This window comes from Pseudomonas sp. LBUM1678 (assembly GCF_059695575.1).
Genome location: NZ_CP166775.1, coordinates 4,815,052 through 4,831,734, shown reverse-complemented (window position 1 = coordinate 4,831,734; position 16,683 = coordinate 4,815,052). Strand labels below are relative to the sequence as shown.

Genomic DNA, 16,683 nt, shown 5'->3' with positions numbered 1-16,683 from the left:
TTCACATCCTGCAACAGACACACTTTTGACAGCTTCACCACATCGCCTAAGTTTGGAGAGCAGCTTCGGAAAAGCTGCTTTCTCAATCGATGTCATGGAGCTTCAATTATGCGTACTGGCTATTTCTACTCTCTGGTTTTTGCCCTGCTCACCAGCGCCTCTATTGCCGCTATTGCCGCGCCTGCGGCAAAACCTGATGCTGGCAGTGCACCTTTGGTTCTGGAAGTTGCACCCAAGGCCCAGCCTGGCAAAGTCGATCTCAATGGAGCTGATGCACCTACCCTTCAGCGTGAGCTATCCGGTATAGGGGAGGCAAAGGCCAAAGCGATTGTTGCTTATCGTGACAGTAATGGACCTTTTTCGTCCGTAGACGAGCTGCTGGAAGTGAAGGGGATAGGCAAGGCGATTCTGGATAAGAACCGCGAGAAGCTGGAAGTGAACTAAGCTTTATATCAACGCCCAAGAGGCCGGTCATTGACCGGCCTTTTTGCATTTTGGCGTAAGGAGCGGTGACGGGCCTTCCATCGGTCTATAAAAAATTACGACTATCATATTGCCTTTGGATTATGCCTATAATAATTTCTCAATCCGCCGAAGCGCTCAGATATTTATCTTCCAAGCGCATCCTCACAGGAGCACGCTCATGAATTCAGTCCAGACCCAAGGAACCGCCCTCGTCACCGGAGCCTCTTCCGGAATCGGCGCCATCTACGCTGAGCGGTTGGCGGCCCGAGGTTTTGATCTGTTGCTGGTCGCTCGCGACGAGGAGCGGTTGCAGGCAGCGGCGAGCAAGTTACGCGTCGAACATGGTGTTCAGGTCGAAGTACTCAAGGCTGACCTGACACAAAAAGACGATGTTCTGAAGATTGAGCAGCGTCTGCGCAGTGATTCGAGTATCAGCCTGCTACTGAACAACGCCGGTGTTGCCGCCGATGGTCTGTTGGCGAATTCCGACATGGAGCAGATGGAAAAACTGATTCAGCTGAACGTCACTACCGTCACACGTCTGGCATCGGCAGCGGCTGCCAGTTTCGCCAAGGCGGGTCGGGGTTCGATCATCAACATCGCCTCGGTGGTGGCGTTGTTTCCTGAGCGATTCAACGCGACTTACAGTGCCAGCAAGGCTTATGTGTTAAGTCTGACGCAGTCGTTGAACGCGGAACTGGACGGTACCGGGGTGAAGGTCCAGGCGGTGTTGCCGGGCGTAACACGCACCGAAATTTGGGAACGCTCCGGTATCGACGCTTCCCAGATTCCCGCAGAAATGGTGATGGAAGCAGGTGAAATGGTCGATGCGGCGCTGTCCGGTCTGGACCAGGGTGAGCTGATCACCATTCCATCGTTGCCGAACGCTTCCGAGTGGGACGACTTTGTAAAAGCGCGCCTGGTCATGGCGCCGAATCTTTCCAGAAGTACGGCCGCCACGCGTTACAAGTGAGGCGCCTTCAATCGGCTTGAGGTAATAGCGGTATGAATGATCGTCGAGTGGTTGTAACGGGCATGGGCCTGGTGTCTCCGTTGGGCAGCGGAGTTGAGGCGGTCTGGAGGCGTCTGTTGGCCGGGCGCTCCGGGTTGCGTAATTTGCCTGACGAAGTGGTCGCCGATCTGCCGGCCAAGGTCGGTGGCGCAGTGCTCAGCGTGGCGGAAGATCCTGAAGCGGGTTTTGACCCGGATCGGGCGACGCCGCCCAAAGAGCAGAAGAAGATGGACCGCTTCATTATGTTTGCCATGGAGGCCGCGCGCCAGGCGCTTGAGCAGGCCGGTTGGCAAGCGCTGGACGCCAAGACCCAGGAACGCACCGCGACGATTATCGGCTCGGGCGTGGGTGGCTTCGGTGCGATCGCCGATGCGGTCCGGACCACGGACACCCGCGGCCCGCGACGTTTGTCGCCATTCACCATTCCTTCGTTTCTGGTCAACCTCGCGGCCGGTCATGTGTCGATCCAGCATGGTTTCAAAGGCCCGTTGGGTGCTCCGGTGACGGCGTGCGCGGCTGGGGTCCAGGCGATCGGCGACGCCGCACGGCTGATTCGTTGCGGTGAGGCGGATATTGCCGTGTGCGGTGGCGCGGAGGCTGCGATCGATCGGGTCAGTCTGGCCGGGTTCGCAGCAGCGCGAGCCTTGTCCAGCGGTTACAACGAAACACCGGAGCGCGCCTCACGGCCGTTCGACAGTGGCCGTGATGGCTTTGTGATGGGCGAGGGGGCGGGTCTTCTGGTGATCGAATCACTGGAGCATGCTCTTGCCCGTGGCGCCCAACCCTTGGCCGAGCTGGTCGGATACGGCACCAGTGCCGATGCCTATCACCTGACTGCCGGCCCCGAAGATGGCAGCGGTGCGCGCCGGGCGATGTCGCTGGCACTGGCCCAGGCGGGCATTTCTGCCGCACAGGTGCAGCATCTCAACGCTCACGCAACTTCGACCCCGGTCGGGGACCTGGGCGAGTTGGCCGCCATCAAGTCATTGTTCGGTACGGACAACAAGATCGCGGTGACGTCGACCAAGTCCGCCACCGGACATTTGCTGGGTGCGGCGGGCGGGATTGAGGCGATCTTCACGCTGTTGGCAATCCGCGATCAGGTGGTGCCACCTACACTCAATTTCGAAAATCCGGATCCGGCGGCGCAAGGTGTAGACATCGTCCACGGTCAGGCGCGGCCGATGGAGATCGAGTACGCACTGTCCAATGGCTTCGGGTTTGGCGGGGTCAATGCCAGTGTGCTGTTCAAGCGCTGGCAGGATTAGTCCTGGGGCTGTTTGAGAAACTCGCGTGTCACGTCGAGGATCCGCTGGGCCAACTCTGGGTTCTCGACACTGCGCGATAGCAGCAACGCCCCGACCAGGGCGGACATAATGAAGATGCTGCGGTCGGCGGCATCTTCGCCTTCAAGCGTGCCTTGCACTTGTTCAAGCCTTGCATTGAGCACCACATCAGAGGTCGGACTGGGCTGCCCACGCAGGCCCAGTTCCGATGACATGGTCGGCAGCGGGCAACCCTCATCCGGTGAAGTCTGGTGCCACTCGGACAAATAGGCGTCGATGAACGCCTCCAGCGGACGATCCTGCGCGAAGAGCTCGGCGCAAATCACATCGACCTGATCACCTGCGGCTTGCAAAGCCTTTTCCACCAGTTCGTCCTTGGACTTGAAATGCGAGTAGAAACCGCCGTGGGTCAAGCCCAATGCTTTCATCAGGGGTTGCAAGCCGGTCGCGCCGATACCGTCGCGGCGAAATCGCGCTGAGGCTTCCTTGATGATGCGTTGATGTGTCTGGGCTTTATGGTCCTGCGAGTAACGCATCTGGAATCTCCGCAACAATGCGCCATCTTAACCAATGAAAATGGGATGGTGACTGTACTTCTACTTCTAAAAAGCATGCAGATGCGTCCATTGTCGTCGTGCCGCGCCGAATGAACTGGCACGAATAGTGATTACTTGTCAGTTAACGATTGTTGAACAATCACGAGGCGATGAGCATGAACAGTGAACTGTCCCTGGCCGACCACATCACATTGGAGATACGCGCCGACATCATTGGCGGTCGCCTATTGCCTGGCATGGCGTTGGTGGAAAACGATCTGGTGTCTGCCTACAACGCCTCTCGCAATACCATTCGCGAAGCGTTGCACCGCCTGGGGCAGGATGGTCTGACCCGTTACGTGCGCAACAAGGGCGTGATGGTACGCCGGCTGGGCGTTGATGATGTGCGGGATCTGTTCAAGGTTCGTCGCACCCTGGAGTTGCAGGCCATCAGCGTGAGCCAGCCACTTCGCGATGACCAGTCCGAGCGGATGCTCGAGGCGCTGGAGGCCACCGAGCTGGCCCGGGAGCGCGAGGACTGGCGCGCTGTCGGCACCCACAGCCTGGCGTTTCATCAACACATCGTCGGGTTACTGAGCAGCCCATTGTTCGATGAGTTTTTCACCAACGTTGTTGCGCAACTGCGTCTGGCGTTCTGCACCGCTCCCGATGAATCACGTTTTCAGGCGCCCTGGCTGGCTCGCGACCGGCAGATCCATGACCTGCTGGCCGAGGGCGACAAAACCGCGGCCGAGGACGCCATGAGCCTTTATCTGGACGATTCCGAACACCTTCTGTTGCAGATGCTTGCACCGATTTCCCGTCACTGATCGAGGATTCTTGCCATGTACAAAGACTATCCGGCGGCCTATCAAGTCAGCAAAGGCTCGGCCTTGCAGGTGGACAAAGCCTTCTACGAACGGATCCGCGACGCGAAGGAGGGTCGGACGCTGATCGAGCAGTTCGAAGTGCCGATCCGCACCGGTCGGGCCTGGAACGTGCCGGCCGGGCACGTGTTCCGCGTGACCACGCCGGTCGGCCCGCAGGTCGGCGACTTCAACGTCTGGAATGCCAACGACCCTCGCGAGCGGCTGTGGGCGGCGCGGACGCGGCAGCTGCAGGGCGCGCATGTCAGCACCCACGATCGGCTCTGGTCGAACTTGCCTTTCTTACGGCCGCTGGTGACCATCACCGACGATAGCCTGGCCGGTTACGGCATCGACGAACATGGCGGTCGTTTGCACGATTTGCTCGGCACTCGCTGCGATCCCTATGTGAACAAAATGCTCACGGGTGAGGACTTCCATCATCACTGCCACTCGAACCTGACGCGCGCCGTGTTGCCCCATGGCCTGACCGAATTTGACGTGCACGACGTGCTGAACATTTTCCAGTGCACGGGCCTGAACCATGACGACATGTACTTCATGAAAGCGTGTCCGGCGCAGAAGGGCGATTACCTGGAGTTCTTTGCCGAGATTGATTTGCTGTGTGCGCTGTCGACCTGTCCGGGTGGTGATCTGTCGCTGGCCATGTGGGGGCCGGATGCGCAGGATCCGCTGAGCGTCTGTCGCCCGCTGGGGGTGGAGATTTATCGGTTGGAGGATTCGTTGCTCAAGGGCTGGAGCCAGCCGGAACGTGCAGCGTATAAAGGGCTGCATGGCTTGCAGATCGCCAAGGCGGATTGGGAAAGGTAGAGACGCAAAACCCTGTCATTCATCAGGAATGACAGGGTTTATTTTTCAGCGGTCCTGCGCATCCTTGGCGTCCGCTTCCGCGTTGCGTTCAGCGACGCGTTTACGTTGCTCTTCGGTGAGGTCGACCTTGTTGGCGGTGTCACGCAGCATCATCAAACCACCAACGATCGAGCCGATTGCAACGACCAGAATCAACCAGGCATACCAGGGCATAGGGCTCTCCTTGAGGGCAGGCCGATTGACGGGTTTCGCCAATCGATCGTGCATACCACTTTGAGCGATTTCGTTTCGCAGTGGTTCCATTCTATGCCTGATCTGTCGGTAACACCTGAGGCCATTTAGAGTCCGGTCAACATCGCATCCGCCGGTGCATCGGCACGCAATTGCGCCGTGAGCATGAAGTACACGAAACCCACCGCCATGAAGCCAAGGAAGATCAACCCGATCAACGTGTTGAACCAGGCCATCGCCACCAGGCACACCACCGCCAGTATCAGCGCAATCAACGGCACCAACGGGTAGCACGGCGCGCGGAAGGTGCGCTCCAGGTTCGGTTCGGTTTTGCGCAACTTGAACAGGCTGAGCATGCTCATGATGTACATCACGATCGCGCCGAACACCGCCATGGTGATCATTGCCGCGGTCAGCGTCATGCCGCCGAGGTTGATCAAACCGTCGCTGTAGATCGCTGCGATACCAATGACACCGCCAGCGATGATGGCCCGGTGCGGGGTCTGGAAACGCGAGAGTTTGGCCAGGGACGCCGGCAAGTAACCGGCGCGGGCGAGGGCGAAAAACTGCCGCGAGTACCCGAGGATGATCCCGTGGAAACTCGCCACCAGGCCGAACAGGCCAATCCATACCAGCATGTGCAACCAGCCCGAGCTTTCGCCGACCACGGTTTTCATGGCTTGTGGCAGCGGGTCGTTGATGTTCGACAGGGTGCGCCAGTCACCGACGCCGCCGGCAAAGAACATCACGCCCATGGCCAGCAATACCAGGGTCAGAATGCCGCTGATGTAGGCCTTGGGGATTGTGCGTTTCGGGTCTTTGGCCTCTTCGGCGGCCATGGCTGCACCTTCGATGGCCAGGAAGAACCAAATGGCGAAAGGAATCGCTGCGAACATCCCGGCAATCGCCGGCGCCCCGAACACATCGGAACCGGCCCAGCCATTGAGCGCGAAGTTACTGAAGCTGAATGCCGGGGCGACCACGCCCATGAACACCAGCAGTTCCGCCACGGCCAATACGCAGACAATCAACTCGAAGGTCGCGGCCAGTTTCACTCCGAGAATGTTCAGACCCATGAACACGATGTAGGCGCCGACCGCTGCGTGTTTCGGGTCGAGGGCGGGGAATTGCACATTCAAGTACGCACCGATTGCCAGTGCAATCGCCGGCGGGGCGAAGACGAATTCGATCAGCGTCGCCAGCCCGGCGATCAATCCGCCTTTCTCGCCAAAGGCGCGGCGGCTGTAGGCAAAGGGGCCGCCGGCATGGGGAATCGCGGTGGTCAGCTCGGTGAAACTGAAAATGAAGCAGGTGTACATCGTGGCGACCATGAAGGAGGTCACCAGAAACCCGAGTGTGCCCGCGACACCCCAGCCGTAACTCCAGCCGAAGTATTCACCGGAAATCACCAGCCCGACCGCGATGCCCCACAAGTGCAACGTGCCCAGCGTGGGTTTGAGTTGTGTGTTCATGCGTTTGCTCCCTGAACGGTTTGGACAGCTTCGGGGGAGGGCGTTTGCAGTGGGCGTGCCAGTGTTGTGATGGCAGTCGTAAAGCGTAAAAAGGCGTCGTATCGGGGATGTTTGCTGCTGGATGCATGCATTTTTGTGCGCCAGTTGAGGGCAGGGTTGTCCGTTCTGCCGCCATCGCGAGCAGGCTCGCTCCCACATTGGACGGCGGTGGCCCAAACAACATCAGACTTCTGCGGGAGCTAGCCTGCTAGCGATGGGGCCCGCCCAGACACCGCTGTAACGCCGGCATAAACCCACTCTTTACGCGTTCTTTATGCCCAGCCAACCCCCTCGGTCTCGTTCCTTTACAGCCTCCCTGCCGACAATGACTCCACACGCGGCAATACGCCGTAACACGGAGAACTTCCATGAGCGTTCTGGACGGGGTGTCACTGCTACTCGCAGTGGGGCTGTTCATTTATCTGTTGGTTGCGCTGTTGCGCGCGGACCGGAACTAGGAGCGGCTATGCACAGTTATGACTATTGGCTGATCCTGGCCTTCTTTGCCTTGGTGCTGATCCCGGCACCGTTCCTTGGGCGGTTCTACTACAAGGTAATGGAAGGTCAGCGCACCTGGCTGACTCCGATCCTGGGGCCTGTGGAGCGTGGCTGTTATCGGGTGGCCGGCGTTGATCCGCAGGCCGAACAGAGCTGGCAGAAGTACACCCTGGCCTTGCTCGCCTTCAACCTCGCGGGCTTTTTGCTGTTGTTCGTGATCCTGTTGTTCCAGGACCACTTGCCTCTGAACCCGCAAAACCTTCCGGGCCAGGAGTGGACGCTGGCGTTCAACACCGCCATCAGTTTCATGACCAACACCAACTGGCAGGCCTACAGCGGTGAAGCATCCCTGAGCTACCTGAGCCAGATGGTCGGCCTCACCGTGCAGAACTTTGTCAGCGCCGCCACCGGCCTCGCCGTGTTGGTTGCCCTGTGTCGCGGGATCGGCCGCAAGTCGAGCAAGACCCTCGGCAACTTCTGGGTCGACATGACCCGCGCCACCCTCTACGGCCTGTTGCCGCTGTGCCTGCTGCTGGCGCTGTACCTGGTCTGGCAGGGCGTGCCGCAAACCTTCGCGCACTACGTGAATGCCGTGACCCTGCAAGGCGTCGATCAGGTGATTCCACTGGGCCCGGCCGCCAGCCAGATTGCGATCAAGCAACTGGGCACCAACGGTGGTGGCTTCTTCGGCGTCAACTCGGCACACCCGTTTGAGAACCCGACGGCGTGGAGCAATCTGTTTGAAGTTGGCTCGATCATTCTCATCCCGGTGGCGCTGGTGTTCACCTTCGGCCACTACGTGAAGGACCTGCGTCAAAGCCGCGCGATCATCGCCTGCATGCTGGCGCTGTTCCTGATCGGCGGCGCGACCTCGCTGTGGGCCGAGTACCAACCCAACCCGACCCTGAACAACGTAGCCGTCGAACAGACCGCGCCGCTGGAAGGCAAGGAAGCGCGGTTCGGCACCACCGCCACAGTGCTGTGGTCGGTGACCACCACCGCGGCGTCCAACGGTTCGGTCAACGGCATGCACGACAGCCTTAACCCGCTGAGTGGCATGGTCGCGCTGGTCAACATGATGGTCGGCGAAGTGATCTTCGGCGGCGTCGGTGCCGGGCTCTACGGCATGTTGTTGAACGTGTTGATCGCCGTGTTCCTCGCCGGCCTGATGATCGGCCGCACCCCGGAATATCTCGGCAAAAAACTGCAAGCCAAGGAAGTCCAGTTACTGGTAGTGACCTTGCTGGTGATGCCGGTCGGCGTGTTGGTGCTCGGTGCGATTGCCGCGAGCCTGCCTGGTCCGGTTGCGGCGGTGAGTAACCCCGGTGCCCACGGTTTCAGTCAGTTGCTCTACGCCTACACCTCGGCCAGTGCCAACAACGGTTCGGCGTTCGGCGGCTTCGGTGCCAACACCGCGTTCCACAACCTGATGCTCGGTCTTGGCATGTTGATCGGTCGCTTCGGTTACATCCTCCCGGTACTGGCGTTGGCCGGCAGCCTGGCAATGAAGAAAACCGCACCGATCGGCCAGAACAGCTTCCCGACCCATGGTCCGCTGTTCGTGACGTTGCTGACCGTGACCATTTTGTTGGTGGGTGGACTGACCTTCTTGCCGACGTTGGCACTGGGTCCGATTGCTGAACACCTGAGCATGGGATTCTGAGGACTAGATGATGAATATGCCCGTAACTAAAACCGCCACCGTCAAGGCGCCGGAACAACCCAAAACTGCGATCTCGGCCCTCTGGCGTCCGGCGCTGGTGCAAGCCTTCGTCAAGCTCGACCCACGGCAATTGCAGCGTGCGCCGGTGATGCTGGTGGTCGAACTGACCGCTGTCCTGACCACCGTGCTGTGCTTCATTCCCGACAGCGCCGTGCCGACCTTCGTCGCTGCACAAATCGCGCTGTGGTTGTGGTTCACCGTGCTCTTCGCCAACTTTGCCGAAGCCCTGGCCGAAGGTCGCGGCAAGGCCCGCGCCGACAGCCTCAAGGCCGGCAGCGAAGGCTTGAGCGCCCGACGCAAAACCAGCAACGGCGTGTTTCAGGTGGTGCCCGCTACCAGCCTGCGTAAAGGCGATGTAGTGCGCGTTGAAGCCGGGGAAATGATCCCTGGCGACGGCGAGGTGATCGAAGGTATCGCTGCCGTCAACGAAGCGGCGATTACCGGTGAATCCGCACCAGTGATTCGCGAATCCGGGGGCGACCGTTCGGCCGTCACCGGCAACACCCGCCTGGTCTCTGACTGGCTGTTGGTGCGCATCACCGCCAACCCGGGCGAGTCGACACTGGACCGCATGATCGCGCTGGTCGAAGGCGCCAAGCGTCAGAAGACCCCGAACGAAGTCGCGCTCGACATCCTGCTGATCGGCCTGACCCTGATCTTCCTGCTGGTGGTCGTCACCCTGCAACCGTTCGCCCACTTCGCCAACGGCAGCCTGCCGCTGGTGTTCCTGGTGGCGTTACTGGTCACGCTGATTCCGACCACCATTGGCGGTTTGTTGTCCGCCATCGGTATCGCCGGCATGGACCGTCTGGTGCGCCTGAACGTGATCGCCAAATCCGGTCGCGCCGTGGAAGCGGCGGGGGACGTCCACGTCCTGCTGCTGGACAAGACCGGCACCATCACCTTCGGTAACCGTCGCTGCACCGCTGTTTATGCAGCGCCCGGCGTGACCGCAAAGGAGTTGGCCGAAGGTGCGTTGTTCGCTTCGCTGGCCGACGACACCGCCGAAGGCAAGTCCATCGTCGAATACCTGCGTGGGATTCATCCGCAACCTGAGCCTTCCGCTGAGGTGTTGACCGCTGTGCCGTTCAGCGCCGAAACCCGCTTGTCCGGTGTCGACTATCAAGGCCGCGTGTACCGCAAAGGCGCGGTGGATTCGCTGCTGGCTTTCGTCGGTCTGAAACGCGCCGATCTGGCCCCGGCCCTGTCCCGGGAAATCGACAAGATTGCGCAGAGCGGCGGCACGCCGTTGCTGGTCTGCGCCGAGGGTAAATTGCTTGGTGCGATCCACCTCAAGGACGTGGTCAAGCCCGGCATCCGCGAGCGTTTCGCCGAGCTGCGCAAACTGGGGATCCGCACGGTCATGGTGACCGGCGACAACCCGCTGACCGCTGCGGCCATTGCCGCCGAAGCGGGCGTCGATGACGTGCTGGCCGAAGCCACGCCAGAGAAAAAACTGGCGCGCATTCGCCACGAACAGAACGACGGTCGCCTGGTTGCCATGTGCGGCGACGGCGCCAACGACGCCCCGGCCCTGGCCCAGGCTGACGTCGGCATGGCGATGAACGACGGTACGCAAGCAGCGCGCGAGGCGGCGAACATGGTCGACCTCGACAGCGACCCGACCAAACTGCTGGACGTGGTGCAAATCGGCAAGGAATTGCTGGTGACCCGCGGTACGTTGACGACGTTCTCCATCGCCAACGACGTGGCCAAGTACTTCGCCATCCTGCCGGCGTTGTTTGCCTCGATCTACCCGCAATTGGGCGTGCTGAACGTCATGCACCTGAGCAGTCCGCAGAGCGCGATTCTGTCGGCGATTGTGTTCAACGCTTTGATCATTGTGGTGCTGATTCCTTTGGCGCTGCGTGGTGTGCGAGTGCAGGCGGCCAGTGCGGCGGCGTTGTTGCGACGCAATCTGCTGATCTATGGGTTAGGCGGGATTCTGGTGCCGTTTGTGGGGATCAAGGCGATCGACATGCTGCTCACGGCGTTGCATCTGGTTTAGTGATTGAGAAGCGCAGGGGAGCTGCTTTTTGTGGCGAGGGAGCTTGCTCCCGCTGGGCTGCGAAGCGGCCCCCTCCCAGCCACCGCATTTGTTCAGACATACCGCATTTGCCGGGTTGACGACTGCTTCGCAGCCGAACGGGAGCAAGCTCCCTCGCCACAGGTGATGTGTTTGCCTTCACAGTGATGAATGTTCACCGAATTCGAGGATTTTGAAATGTCCACAATGATACGTCCGGCCCTGAGCCTGCTCGTGCTGATGACCCTGATCACCGGCGTCGCTTACCCCTTGGTCGTCACCGGCGTCGCCCAGGTCGCGTTCCCGGATCAAGCCAATGGCAGCCTGGTGCGCGACGCCGACGGCAAGGTCCGTGGCTCGTCGCTGATTGCCCAGGATTTCGTCGGTGATGCCTGGTTCCACCCACGGCCGTCCGCCGGCGCGTTTGCCACCGTGTCGAGCAGCGCCAGCAACCTTTCGCCGAGCAACCCGGCGCTCGCGACTCGCGTGATTGACGATGCCAACAAACTGCTGGTGCCGGGACAGGGGCCAGTGCCCTTGGCGATGGTGACCACCTCCGGCAGCGGGCTTGATCCGCACTTGCCACCGGCGGCGATTGCCTATCAACTGGCGCGTGTTGCGGCAGCGCGTAATGTGCCGGTGGCGACCCTCCAGCAATTGATGGATGCGCACATCGAGCAGCCATTGGTGGGCCCTCCGGTAGTTAATGTGTTGGCGTTGAATGCGGCGCTGGAAAACCTGTAGATCGGTGGTGTCGCCAATCGCCAGCAGGCTGGCTCCCACAGGAAGTCGGCATTCCCCTGTGGGAGCTAGCCTGCTAGCGATGGCGACAGAACAATCACCACATCAACATCTGAATAAAGTGAGCTTGAAGCATGAGTGACTCCGGCCGCGCCGACGCGCTGTTAGCAGACCTGCCCCGCGATGGCCGTGGCCGGCTCAAGGTTTTCCTCGGCGCCGCACCCGGTGTCGGCAAGACCTACGCCATGCTGCAAGCAGCCCACACCCAATTGCGCCAGGGCGTGAAAGTCATCGCCGGCGTGGTCGAAACCCACGGCCGCGCCGAAACCGAAGCGTTGCTCGGCGGCTTGCCGCAACAGCCTTTGGTGCGTTCGGAATACCGTGGCGTGATGCTCGAAGAAATGGACCTCGACGGCCTCCTCGCGGCCCAACCGAAACTGGTGCTGGTGGACGAACTGGCCCACAGCAATGCCCCCGGCAGCCGTCATACCAAGCGCTGGCAAGACATCCAGGAACTGCTGGCCGCCGGCATCGACGTATTCACCACGGTCAACGTCCAGCACCTCGAAAGCCTCAACGATCAAGTGCGCGGAATCACCGGCGTCCAGGTTCGCGAAACCCTGCCGGACTGGGTGCTGCAAGAAGCCTACGAACTGCTGCTGATCGACCTGCCGCCACGCGAACTGCTTGAGCGTCTGCGCGACGGCAAGGTCTACGTGCCGGAGCAGGCGCGGGCGGCCATCGATGCTTTCTTCACCCAGACCAACCTCACTGCCCTGCGCGAACTCGCGATGCAAACCGCCGCCGCTCAAGTCGACAATGACCTGGCCCAGGGTTATCGCCAGCTCGGTCAAGCGGCACCTGCCGTACGCGGTCGTTTGCTGGTCGGCGTCGATGGCGATGCTCAGGCCGAGCGTCTGGTGCGTCACGCCAGCCGCGTTGCCCAGCGGCGGCATCTGCCGTGGAGCCTGGTGCACGTGGACAACGGCAGCGTGCGCGACGAGCAATCGCGCCTGCGCCTGCAAAGTGCCCAGCAACTGGCCGAACGTCTTGGCGGCGAAGTGGTTTTACTGCGCGCTGGCGAAGTCGCCAAGACGCTGATCCAGCACGCCGCTGAACGCCGCGCCAGTCTGGTATTGGTCGGTCAGTCCCGCAATCGTCTGCGTCGGCGCTTGTTCGGTGGAGGTCTGGCTTCACGCTTGCTGCGCGATGCGCGTGGGCTGGAAATCAACGTCCTCGACAGCGATCACGAACAGCATCAGCCGCGCCAGCGCTCGGCGCAGTCGCTGGTGTGGTTCGATTACGCGTTAGCCCTGGTGGCAACGGTTTTGGCCAGTGCTTTGGCCTGGGCAGTGGCGAGTGTTTTGCCGCTGCCGAACATTTCGCTGGTGTTCCTCGCCGCGGTGTTGCTGGTGGCGGTGCGCAGCAGCCTCGGCCCGGCGCTGGCCTGTGCGGCGCTATCGTTTCTGACCTATGACTTTTTGTTCATTCCGCCGACTTTCTCTTTAAGCATCCAACGCGAAGAAGACGTGTTGACCTTGCTGTTCTTCCTGCTGATGGCGGCCCTCACCGGTAACCTGGCGGCGCGGCAACGGCGGCAATTGCAGGCGTTGCGCGACACTCAGGAAGAGACCACCGAACTGCTCGACCTGTCGCGCAAACTGACCGCCGCCACTGATCGCCAGGCCGTGATCAGCGCTGCGGCGCAGCACCTCAACGGCTGGAGCGAATTGCAGCTGTGCCTGCTCAATCGCGACGGCCCGGCAGGGTGGAAGGTCGAAACCGGTGGCCCGCTGGAATTTTCCGAAGCCGAGCGCGCTGCCGCCGATTGGGCCTGGCAACACGACCAGCCGGCGGGCGCGGGCACTGGCACGCTGCCGTTCGGGCGCTGGTGGTGGTGGCCGTTGTCGGTGGAGGACGGACCGTTGGCGCTGCTCGGCGTCTGTGCCAAAGAAGGCCAGACCTTGAGCGGCCAGCGTCGGCGTTTATTGACGGCGTTGAGTCAGCCGCTGGCTCAGGCACTGGCGCGTGCGCAGCTGGCTGAAGACCTCGAAGCGGCGCGCCTGCACGGCGAAACCGAGCAGTTGCGCAGTGCCTTGCTGGCATCCGTGTCCCACGATTTACGCACGCCGCTGACCTCCATGCGCGGCAGCATCGACAGCCTGTTGGCCCTCGGTGAAGCCATCCCGCAGGAGGATCGACTTGAACTGCTCGAAGGCACCCGCGATGAAGCCGAGCGTCTCGACCGTTACATTCAAAACCTGCTGGACATGACCCGCCTCGGTCACGGTGCGTTGAAGCTGGCGCGGGACTGGGTGTCGCCGGCCGACATCGTCGGCAGTTCACTCAACCGACTGCGCGCGGTACTGGCGCCGTTGCAGGTCAGCACTGAAGTGCCGCCGGAATTGCCGCTGCTGTATGTGCATGCCGCGCTGATCGAGCAGGCGCTGGTCAACGTGCTGGAGAACGCCGCGCGGTTTTCGCCGCCTCACGGCCGTCTGCAATTACGCGCCGGAGCCGATGACAGCGAGCTGTTCTTCTCGGTCAGCGACGAGGGACCAGGGATTCCTGAGGAAGAGCGGGCGAAGATTTTCGACATGTTTTACACCGCTGCGCGCGGTGATCGGGGCGGGCAGGGCACCGGACTGGGGCTGGCGATTTGTCAGGGCATGGTCGGCGCACATGGCGGTCGGATCAGCGTCGCCGACGGCATCGAAGGGCGCGGCACCTGCATCACGCTGCACTTGCCATTGCAGGCGCAGCCAGACATTGAAAATGAGGGCTGAAAGTGAGCGTTGAAAGTGAAGCCTGATACCCTTTGGACATCTCCATGCCGCGACCGGAAACCATGAGCCAGACCGCGACCATTTTGGTCATCGACGATGAACCGCAGATCCGCAAATTCCTGCGCATCAGCCTCGCTTCCCAGGGCTACAAAGTGCTGGAGGCCGGCACCGGCAACGAAGGCCTGGCCCAGGCTGCGTTGAACAAACCCGACTTGCTGGTGCTCGACCTCGGCCTGCCGGACATGGACGGCCAGCAAGTGTTGCGCGAGTTTCGCGAATGGTCGACGGTGCCGGTGCTGGTGCTCTCGGTACGTGCCAGCGAAGGGCAAAAGGTTGAAGCGCTCGATGGCGGTGCCAACGACTACGTGACCAAGCCGTTCGGTATTCAGGAATTCCTTGCCCGGGTGCGGGCCTTGTTGCGTCAGGCACCCGTTGGCGAGGCGCAGCAAGCGGCGTTGACGTTCGGCCCGTTGACCGTGGACCTGGCCTATCGCCGGGTGTTACTCGATGGCACCGAAGTCGCGTTGACTCGCAAGGAGTATGCGGTGTTGGCGCAACTGGCGCGGCATCCCGGGCGGGTCATCACGCAGCAGCAACTGCTGAAAGATATTTGGGGGCCGACCCATACCGAAGACAGCCATTATTTGCGGATTGTGGTGGGGCATTTGCGGCAGAAACTGGCGGATGATCCGACTCAGCCGCGGTTTATCGTCACCGAAGCGGGGGTTGGGTATCGGTTGTTGAGTGAGGTTAGTCTCTAGTTTTTGTATTGAATGACCCGGCCTCATCGCGAGCAGGCTCGCTCCCACATTGGATCTCCTGTGAACACAAAATGTGTGTCCACCAAAGATCAAATGTGGGAGCGAGCCTGCTCGCGATGGGGCCTTTTTGTTCACTCGAGAACGTCAGGAATCCCGCTCACTCTCATACCGATCCAGCGTATCCCGCGCAATCTCCCGCCCCAGCGCGATCAACTCCGGCGCCTTGTAAAACTCGAAAAACCGGCACACTCGTTTCGGCACGTTGATCAGGATATCCGGCGGATAACCGGCGATCTTGTACTGCGCCAATGACGTCTGCATCACCTCGAAACTCTGGTTGATCAGGTCCAGCAACGACGCCGGTCCCACGTTGTCGATGATGAAAGAACCGGTGGCGGACTTTGGCGCGCCTTCGCGTTCGCGCTCCGGGGCGGCCGCCGGTTGCTGGGCTTCGGGTTCGGCGGATTCGATCCAGGGGTTGATGGCGGCCGCTTCTGCCATCAACGCTTCTTTTTCCAGCAGCAGCAATTGTTCTGCCTGTTTGCGGCGGAACGGCAGTTTCGAACCCAGCGAATTGATCAGGCTGTCGAACCGGCTCTTGAACGCAGGCGGACGCTGAATCACCGGCAGTTGATAGTGACGCTGGTTGGTGGAGTTGAGGTTGACCGCGATGATCAGGTCGCAATGGCTCGACACCACGGGCACGATCGGTAAAGGGTTGAGGATGCCGCCGTCCACCAGCATGCGATTGCCCTGCATCACCGGCGTGAACAGGCTGGGAATCGCTGCCGAGGCACGCATGGCCTGGTGCAGGCAGCCTTCCTGAAACCAGATTTCCTGCTGGTTGGTCAGGTCGGTGGCCACGGCGGTGTAGGGGATGCGCAGGTCTTCGATGTTGATCTCGCCGACGATCTTGCGGATCTGCCCGAACACCTTCTCCCCGCGAATCGCGCCCAGGCGAAAACTGACGTCCACCAGACGCAACACGTCGAGGTAGTCCAGGCTTTCGATCCAGTCGCGATAATCGTCGAGTTTACCCGCGGCGTAGATCCCGCCGACCACGGCGCCCATCGAGCATCCCGCGATGCAGGCGATGTCGTAGCCGCGCCGTTCGATTTCTTCAATGACACCGATATGGGCATAACCCCGGGCTCCACCCGAGCCCAACACCAGCGCGACACGCTTTTTCATGAATCGCCCTCGTCTGACAAGGTTCAACAATGCACCCATCAAGGGGCGCGCTTCAATCGCCAAGGTCGTTCGACGGGCCGAGAGCGTCGTTTTTTCGACACTCCATGGCGGCACATGGGTATTCTCGCGAGCGCTTGAAGTTTGCGCGGTGGGGCCAAGGCACTTTTCACGTGCCAGACCGTCTTACCTGCACGACTGTTTTTCTATTTTTGAGGTGTG

General features: G+C 61.0%; 15 protein-coding genes. 11 read left to right on the top strand and 4 right to left on the bottom strand.

The window, feature by feature from the left end; translation table 11 throughout:
• Positions 1 to 108: 108 nt before the first annotated feature.
• From ACA070_RS21905 to fabF, 3 genes are all read left to right on the top strand, one after another.
• Entirely contained in the window at positions 109 to 444 is a 336-nt protein-coding gene (locus tag ACA070_RS21905) for a ComEA family DNA-binding protein (RefSeq protein WP_497448315.1), read from the top strand.
• Between the two features lie 199 nt (positions 445 to 643).
• Positions 644 to 1,438, top strand: a complete 795-nt coding sequence (locus ACA070_RS21900; RefSeq protein WP_497448314.1) for an SDR family NAD(P)-dependent oxidoreductase — start codon at positions 644 to 646, stop codon at positions 1,436 to 1,438.
• 32 nt (positions 1,439 to 1,470) lie between these two features.
• Positions 1,471 to 2,745 carry a beta-ketoacyl-ACP synthase II gene (gene fabF, locus ACA070_RS21895; RefSeq protein WP_497448313.1) on the top strand — a complete coding sequence of 425 codons (1,275 nt, stop codon included), beginning with the start codon at positions 1,471 to 1,473 and terminating at the stop codon, positions 2,743 to 2,745.
• Here the strand turns inward: fabF and ACA070_RS21890 are convergent.
• Positions 2,742 to 3,299: a TetR/AcrR family transcriptional regulator gene (locus ACA070_RS21890; RefSeq protein ID WP_497448312.1), complete on the bottom strand. Its 558-nt coding sequence runs from the start codon at positions 3,297 to 3,299 to the stop codon at positions 2,742 to 2,744. The two genes, fabF and ACA070_RS21890, sit on opposite strands and share 4 nt — an antisense overlap.
• Positions 3,300 to 3,475: 176 nt before the next feature.
• Here ACA070_RS21890 and ACA070_RS21885 point away from each other — a divergent pair, with 176 nt between their 5' ends.
• Both ACA070_RS21885 and ACA070_RS21880 read left to right on the top strand, forming a co-directional pair.
• Complete coding sequence (locus ACA070_RS21885; protein WP_497448311.1) at positions 3,476 to 4,129, top strand: GntR family transcriptional regulator; 654 nt, start codon at positions 3,476 to 3,478, stop codon at positions 4,127 to 4,129.
• A 15-nt stretch (positions 4,130 to 4,144) separates the two neighbouring features.
• The gene (locus ACA070_RS21880) at positions 4,145 to 4,996 is read left to right on the top strand and encodes an urea carboxylase-associated family protein (protein WP_497448310.1); all 852 of its coding nucleotides are present in this window, start codon (positions 4,145 to 4,147) and stop codon (positions 4,994 to 4,996) included.
• A gap of 45 nt (positions 4,997 to 5,041) precedes the next feature.
• On the opposite strand, the gene ACA070_RS21875 is transcribed toward ACA070_RS21880, so the two are convergent.
• Positions 5,042 to 5,209, bottom strand: a complete 168-nt coding sequence (locus ACA070_RS21875) for a DUF2897 family protein (protein WP_094468421.1) — start codon at positions 5,207 to 5,209, stop codon at positions 5,042 to 5,044.
• A 125-nt stretch (positions 5,210 to 5,334) separates the two neighbouring features.
• Positions 5,335 to 6,699: an ethanolamine permease gene (eat, locus tag ACA070_RS21870; protein ID WP_461955083.1), complete on the bottom strand. Its 1,365-nt coding sequence runs from the start codon at positions 6,697 to 6,699 to the stop codon at positions 5,335 to 5,337.
• A 407-nt stretch (positions 6,700 to 7,106) separates the two neighbouring features.
• Here eat and kdpF point away from each other — a divergent pair, with 407 nt between their 5' ends.
• The 6 genes from kdpF to ACA070_RS21840 all read left to right on the top strand — a co-directional run bounded on the left by kdpF (position 7,107) and on the right by ACA070_RS21840 (position 15,273).
• Positions 7,107 to 7,196 (top strand): K(+)-transporting ATPase subunit F, encoded by a 90-nt coding sequence (gene kdpF, locus ACA070_RS21865; RefSeq protein WP_007899818.1) that lies wholly within the window; start codon positions 7,107 to 7,109, stop codon positions 7,194 to 7,196.
• Between the two features lie 8 nt (positions 7,197 to 7,204).
• On the top strand, positions 7,205 to 8,899 hold the full coding sequence (kdpA, locus tag ACA070_RS21860; protein ID WP_497448309.1) for a potassium-transporting ATPase subunit KdpA: 1,695 nt from the start codon (positions 7,205 to 7,207) through the stop codon (positions 8,897 to 8,899).
• Between the two features lie 10 nt (positions 8,900 to 8,909).
• Positions 8,910 to 10,967 (top strand): potassium-transporting ATPase subunit KdpB, encoded by a 2,058-nt coding sequence (gene kdpB, locus ACA070_RS21855; RefSeq protein ID WP_497448308.1) that lies wholly within the window; start codon positions 8,910 to 8,912, stop codon positions 10,965 to 10,967.
• Between the two features lie 216 nt (positions 10,968 to 11,183).
• Positions 11,184 to 11,729, top strand: a complete 546-nt coding sequence (kdpC, locus tag ACA070_RS21850; protein WP_497448307.1) for a potassium-transporting ATPase subunit KdpC — start codon at positions 11,184 to 11,186, stop codon at positions 11,727 to 11,729.
• 131 nt (positions 11,730 to 11,860) lie between these two features.
• Complete coding sequence (locus tag ACA070_RS21845) at positions 11,861 to 14,512, top strand: DUF4118 domain-containing protein (protein ID WP_497448306.1); 2,652 nt, start codon at positions 11,861 to 11,863, stop codon at positions 14,510 to 14,512.
• A gap of 62 nt (positions 14,513 to 14,574) precedes the next feature.
• A complete protein-coding gene (locus ACA070_RS21840) occupies positions 14,575 to 15,273 on the top strand; it encodes a response regulator (protein ID WP_497452002.1) in 699 nt (232 codons plus the stop codon).
• Positions 15,274 to 15,417: 144 nt separating this feature from the next.
• On the opposite strand, the gene ACA070_RS21835 is transcribed toward ACA070_RS21840, so the two are convergent.
• Positions 15,418 to 16,464 (bottom strand): patatin-like phospholipase family protein, encoded by a 1,047-nt coding sequence (locus ACA070_RS21835; RefSeq protein ID WP_497448305.1) that lies wholly within the window; start codon positions 16,462 to 16,464, stop codon positions 15,418 to 15,420.
• Between the last annotated feature and the right edge of the window lie 219 nt (positions 16,465 to 16,683).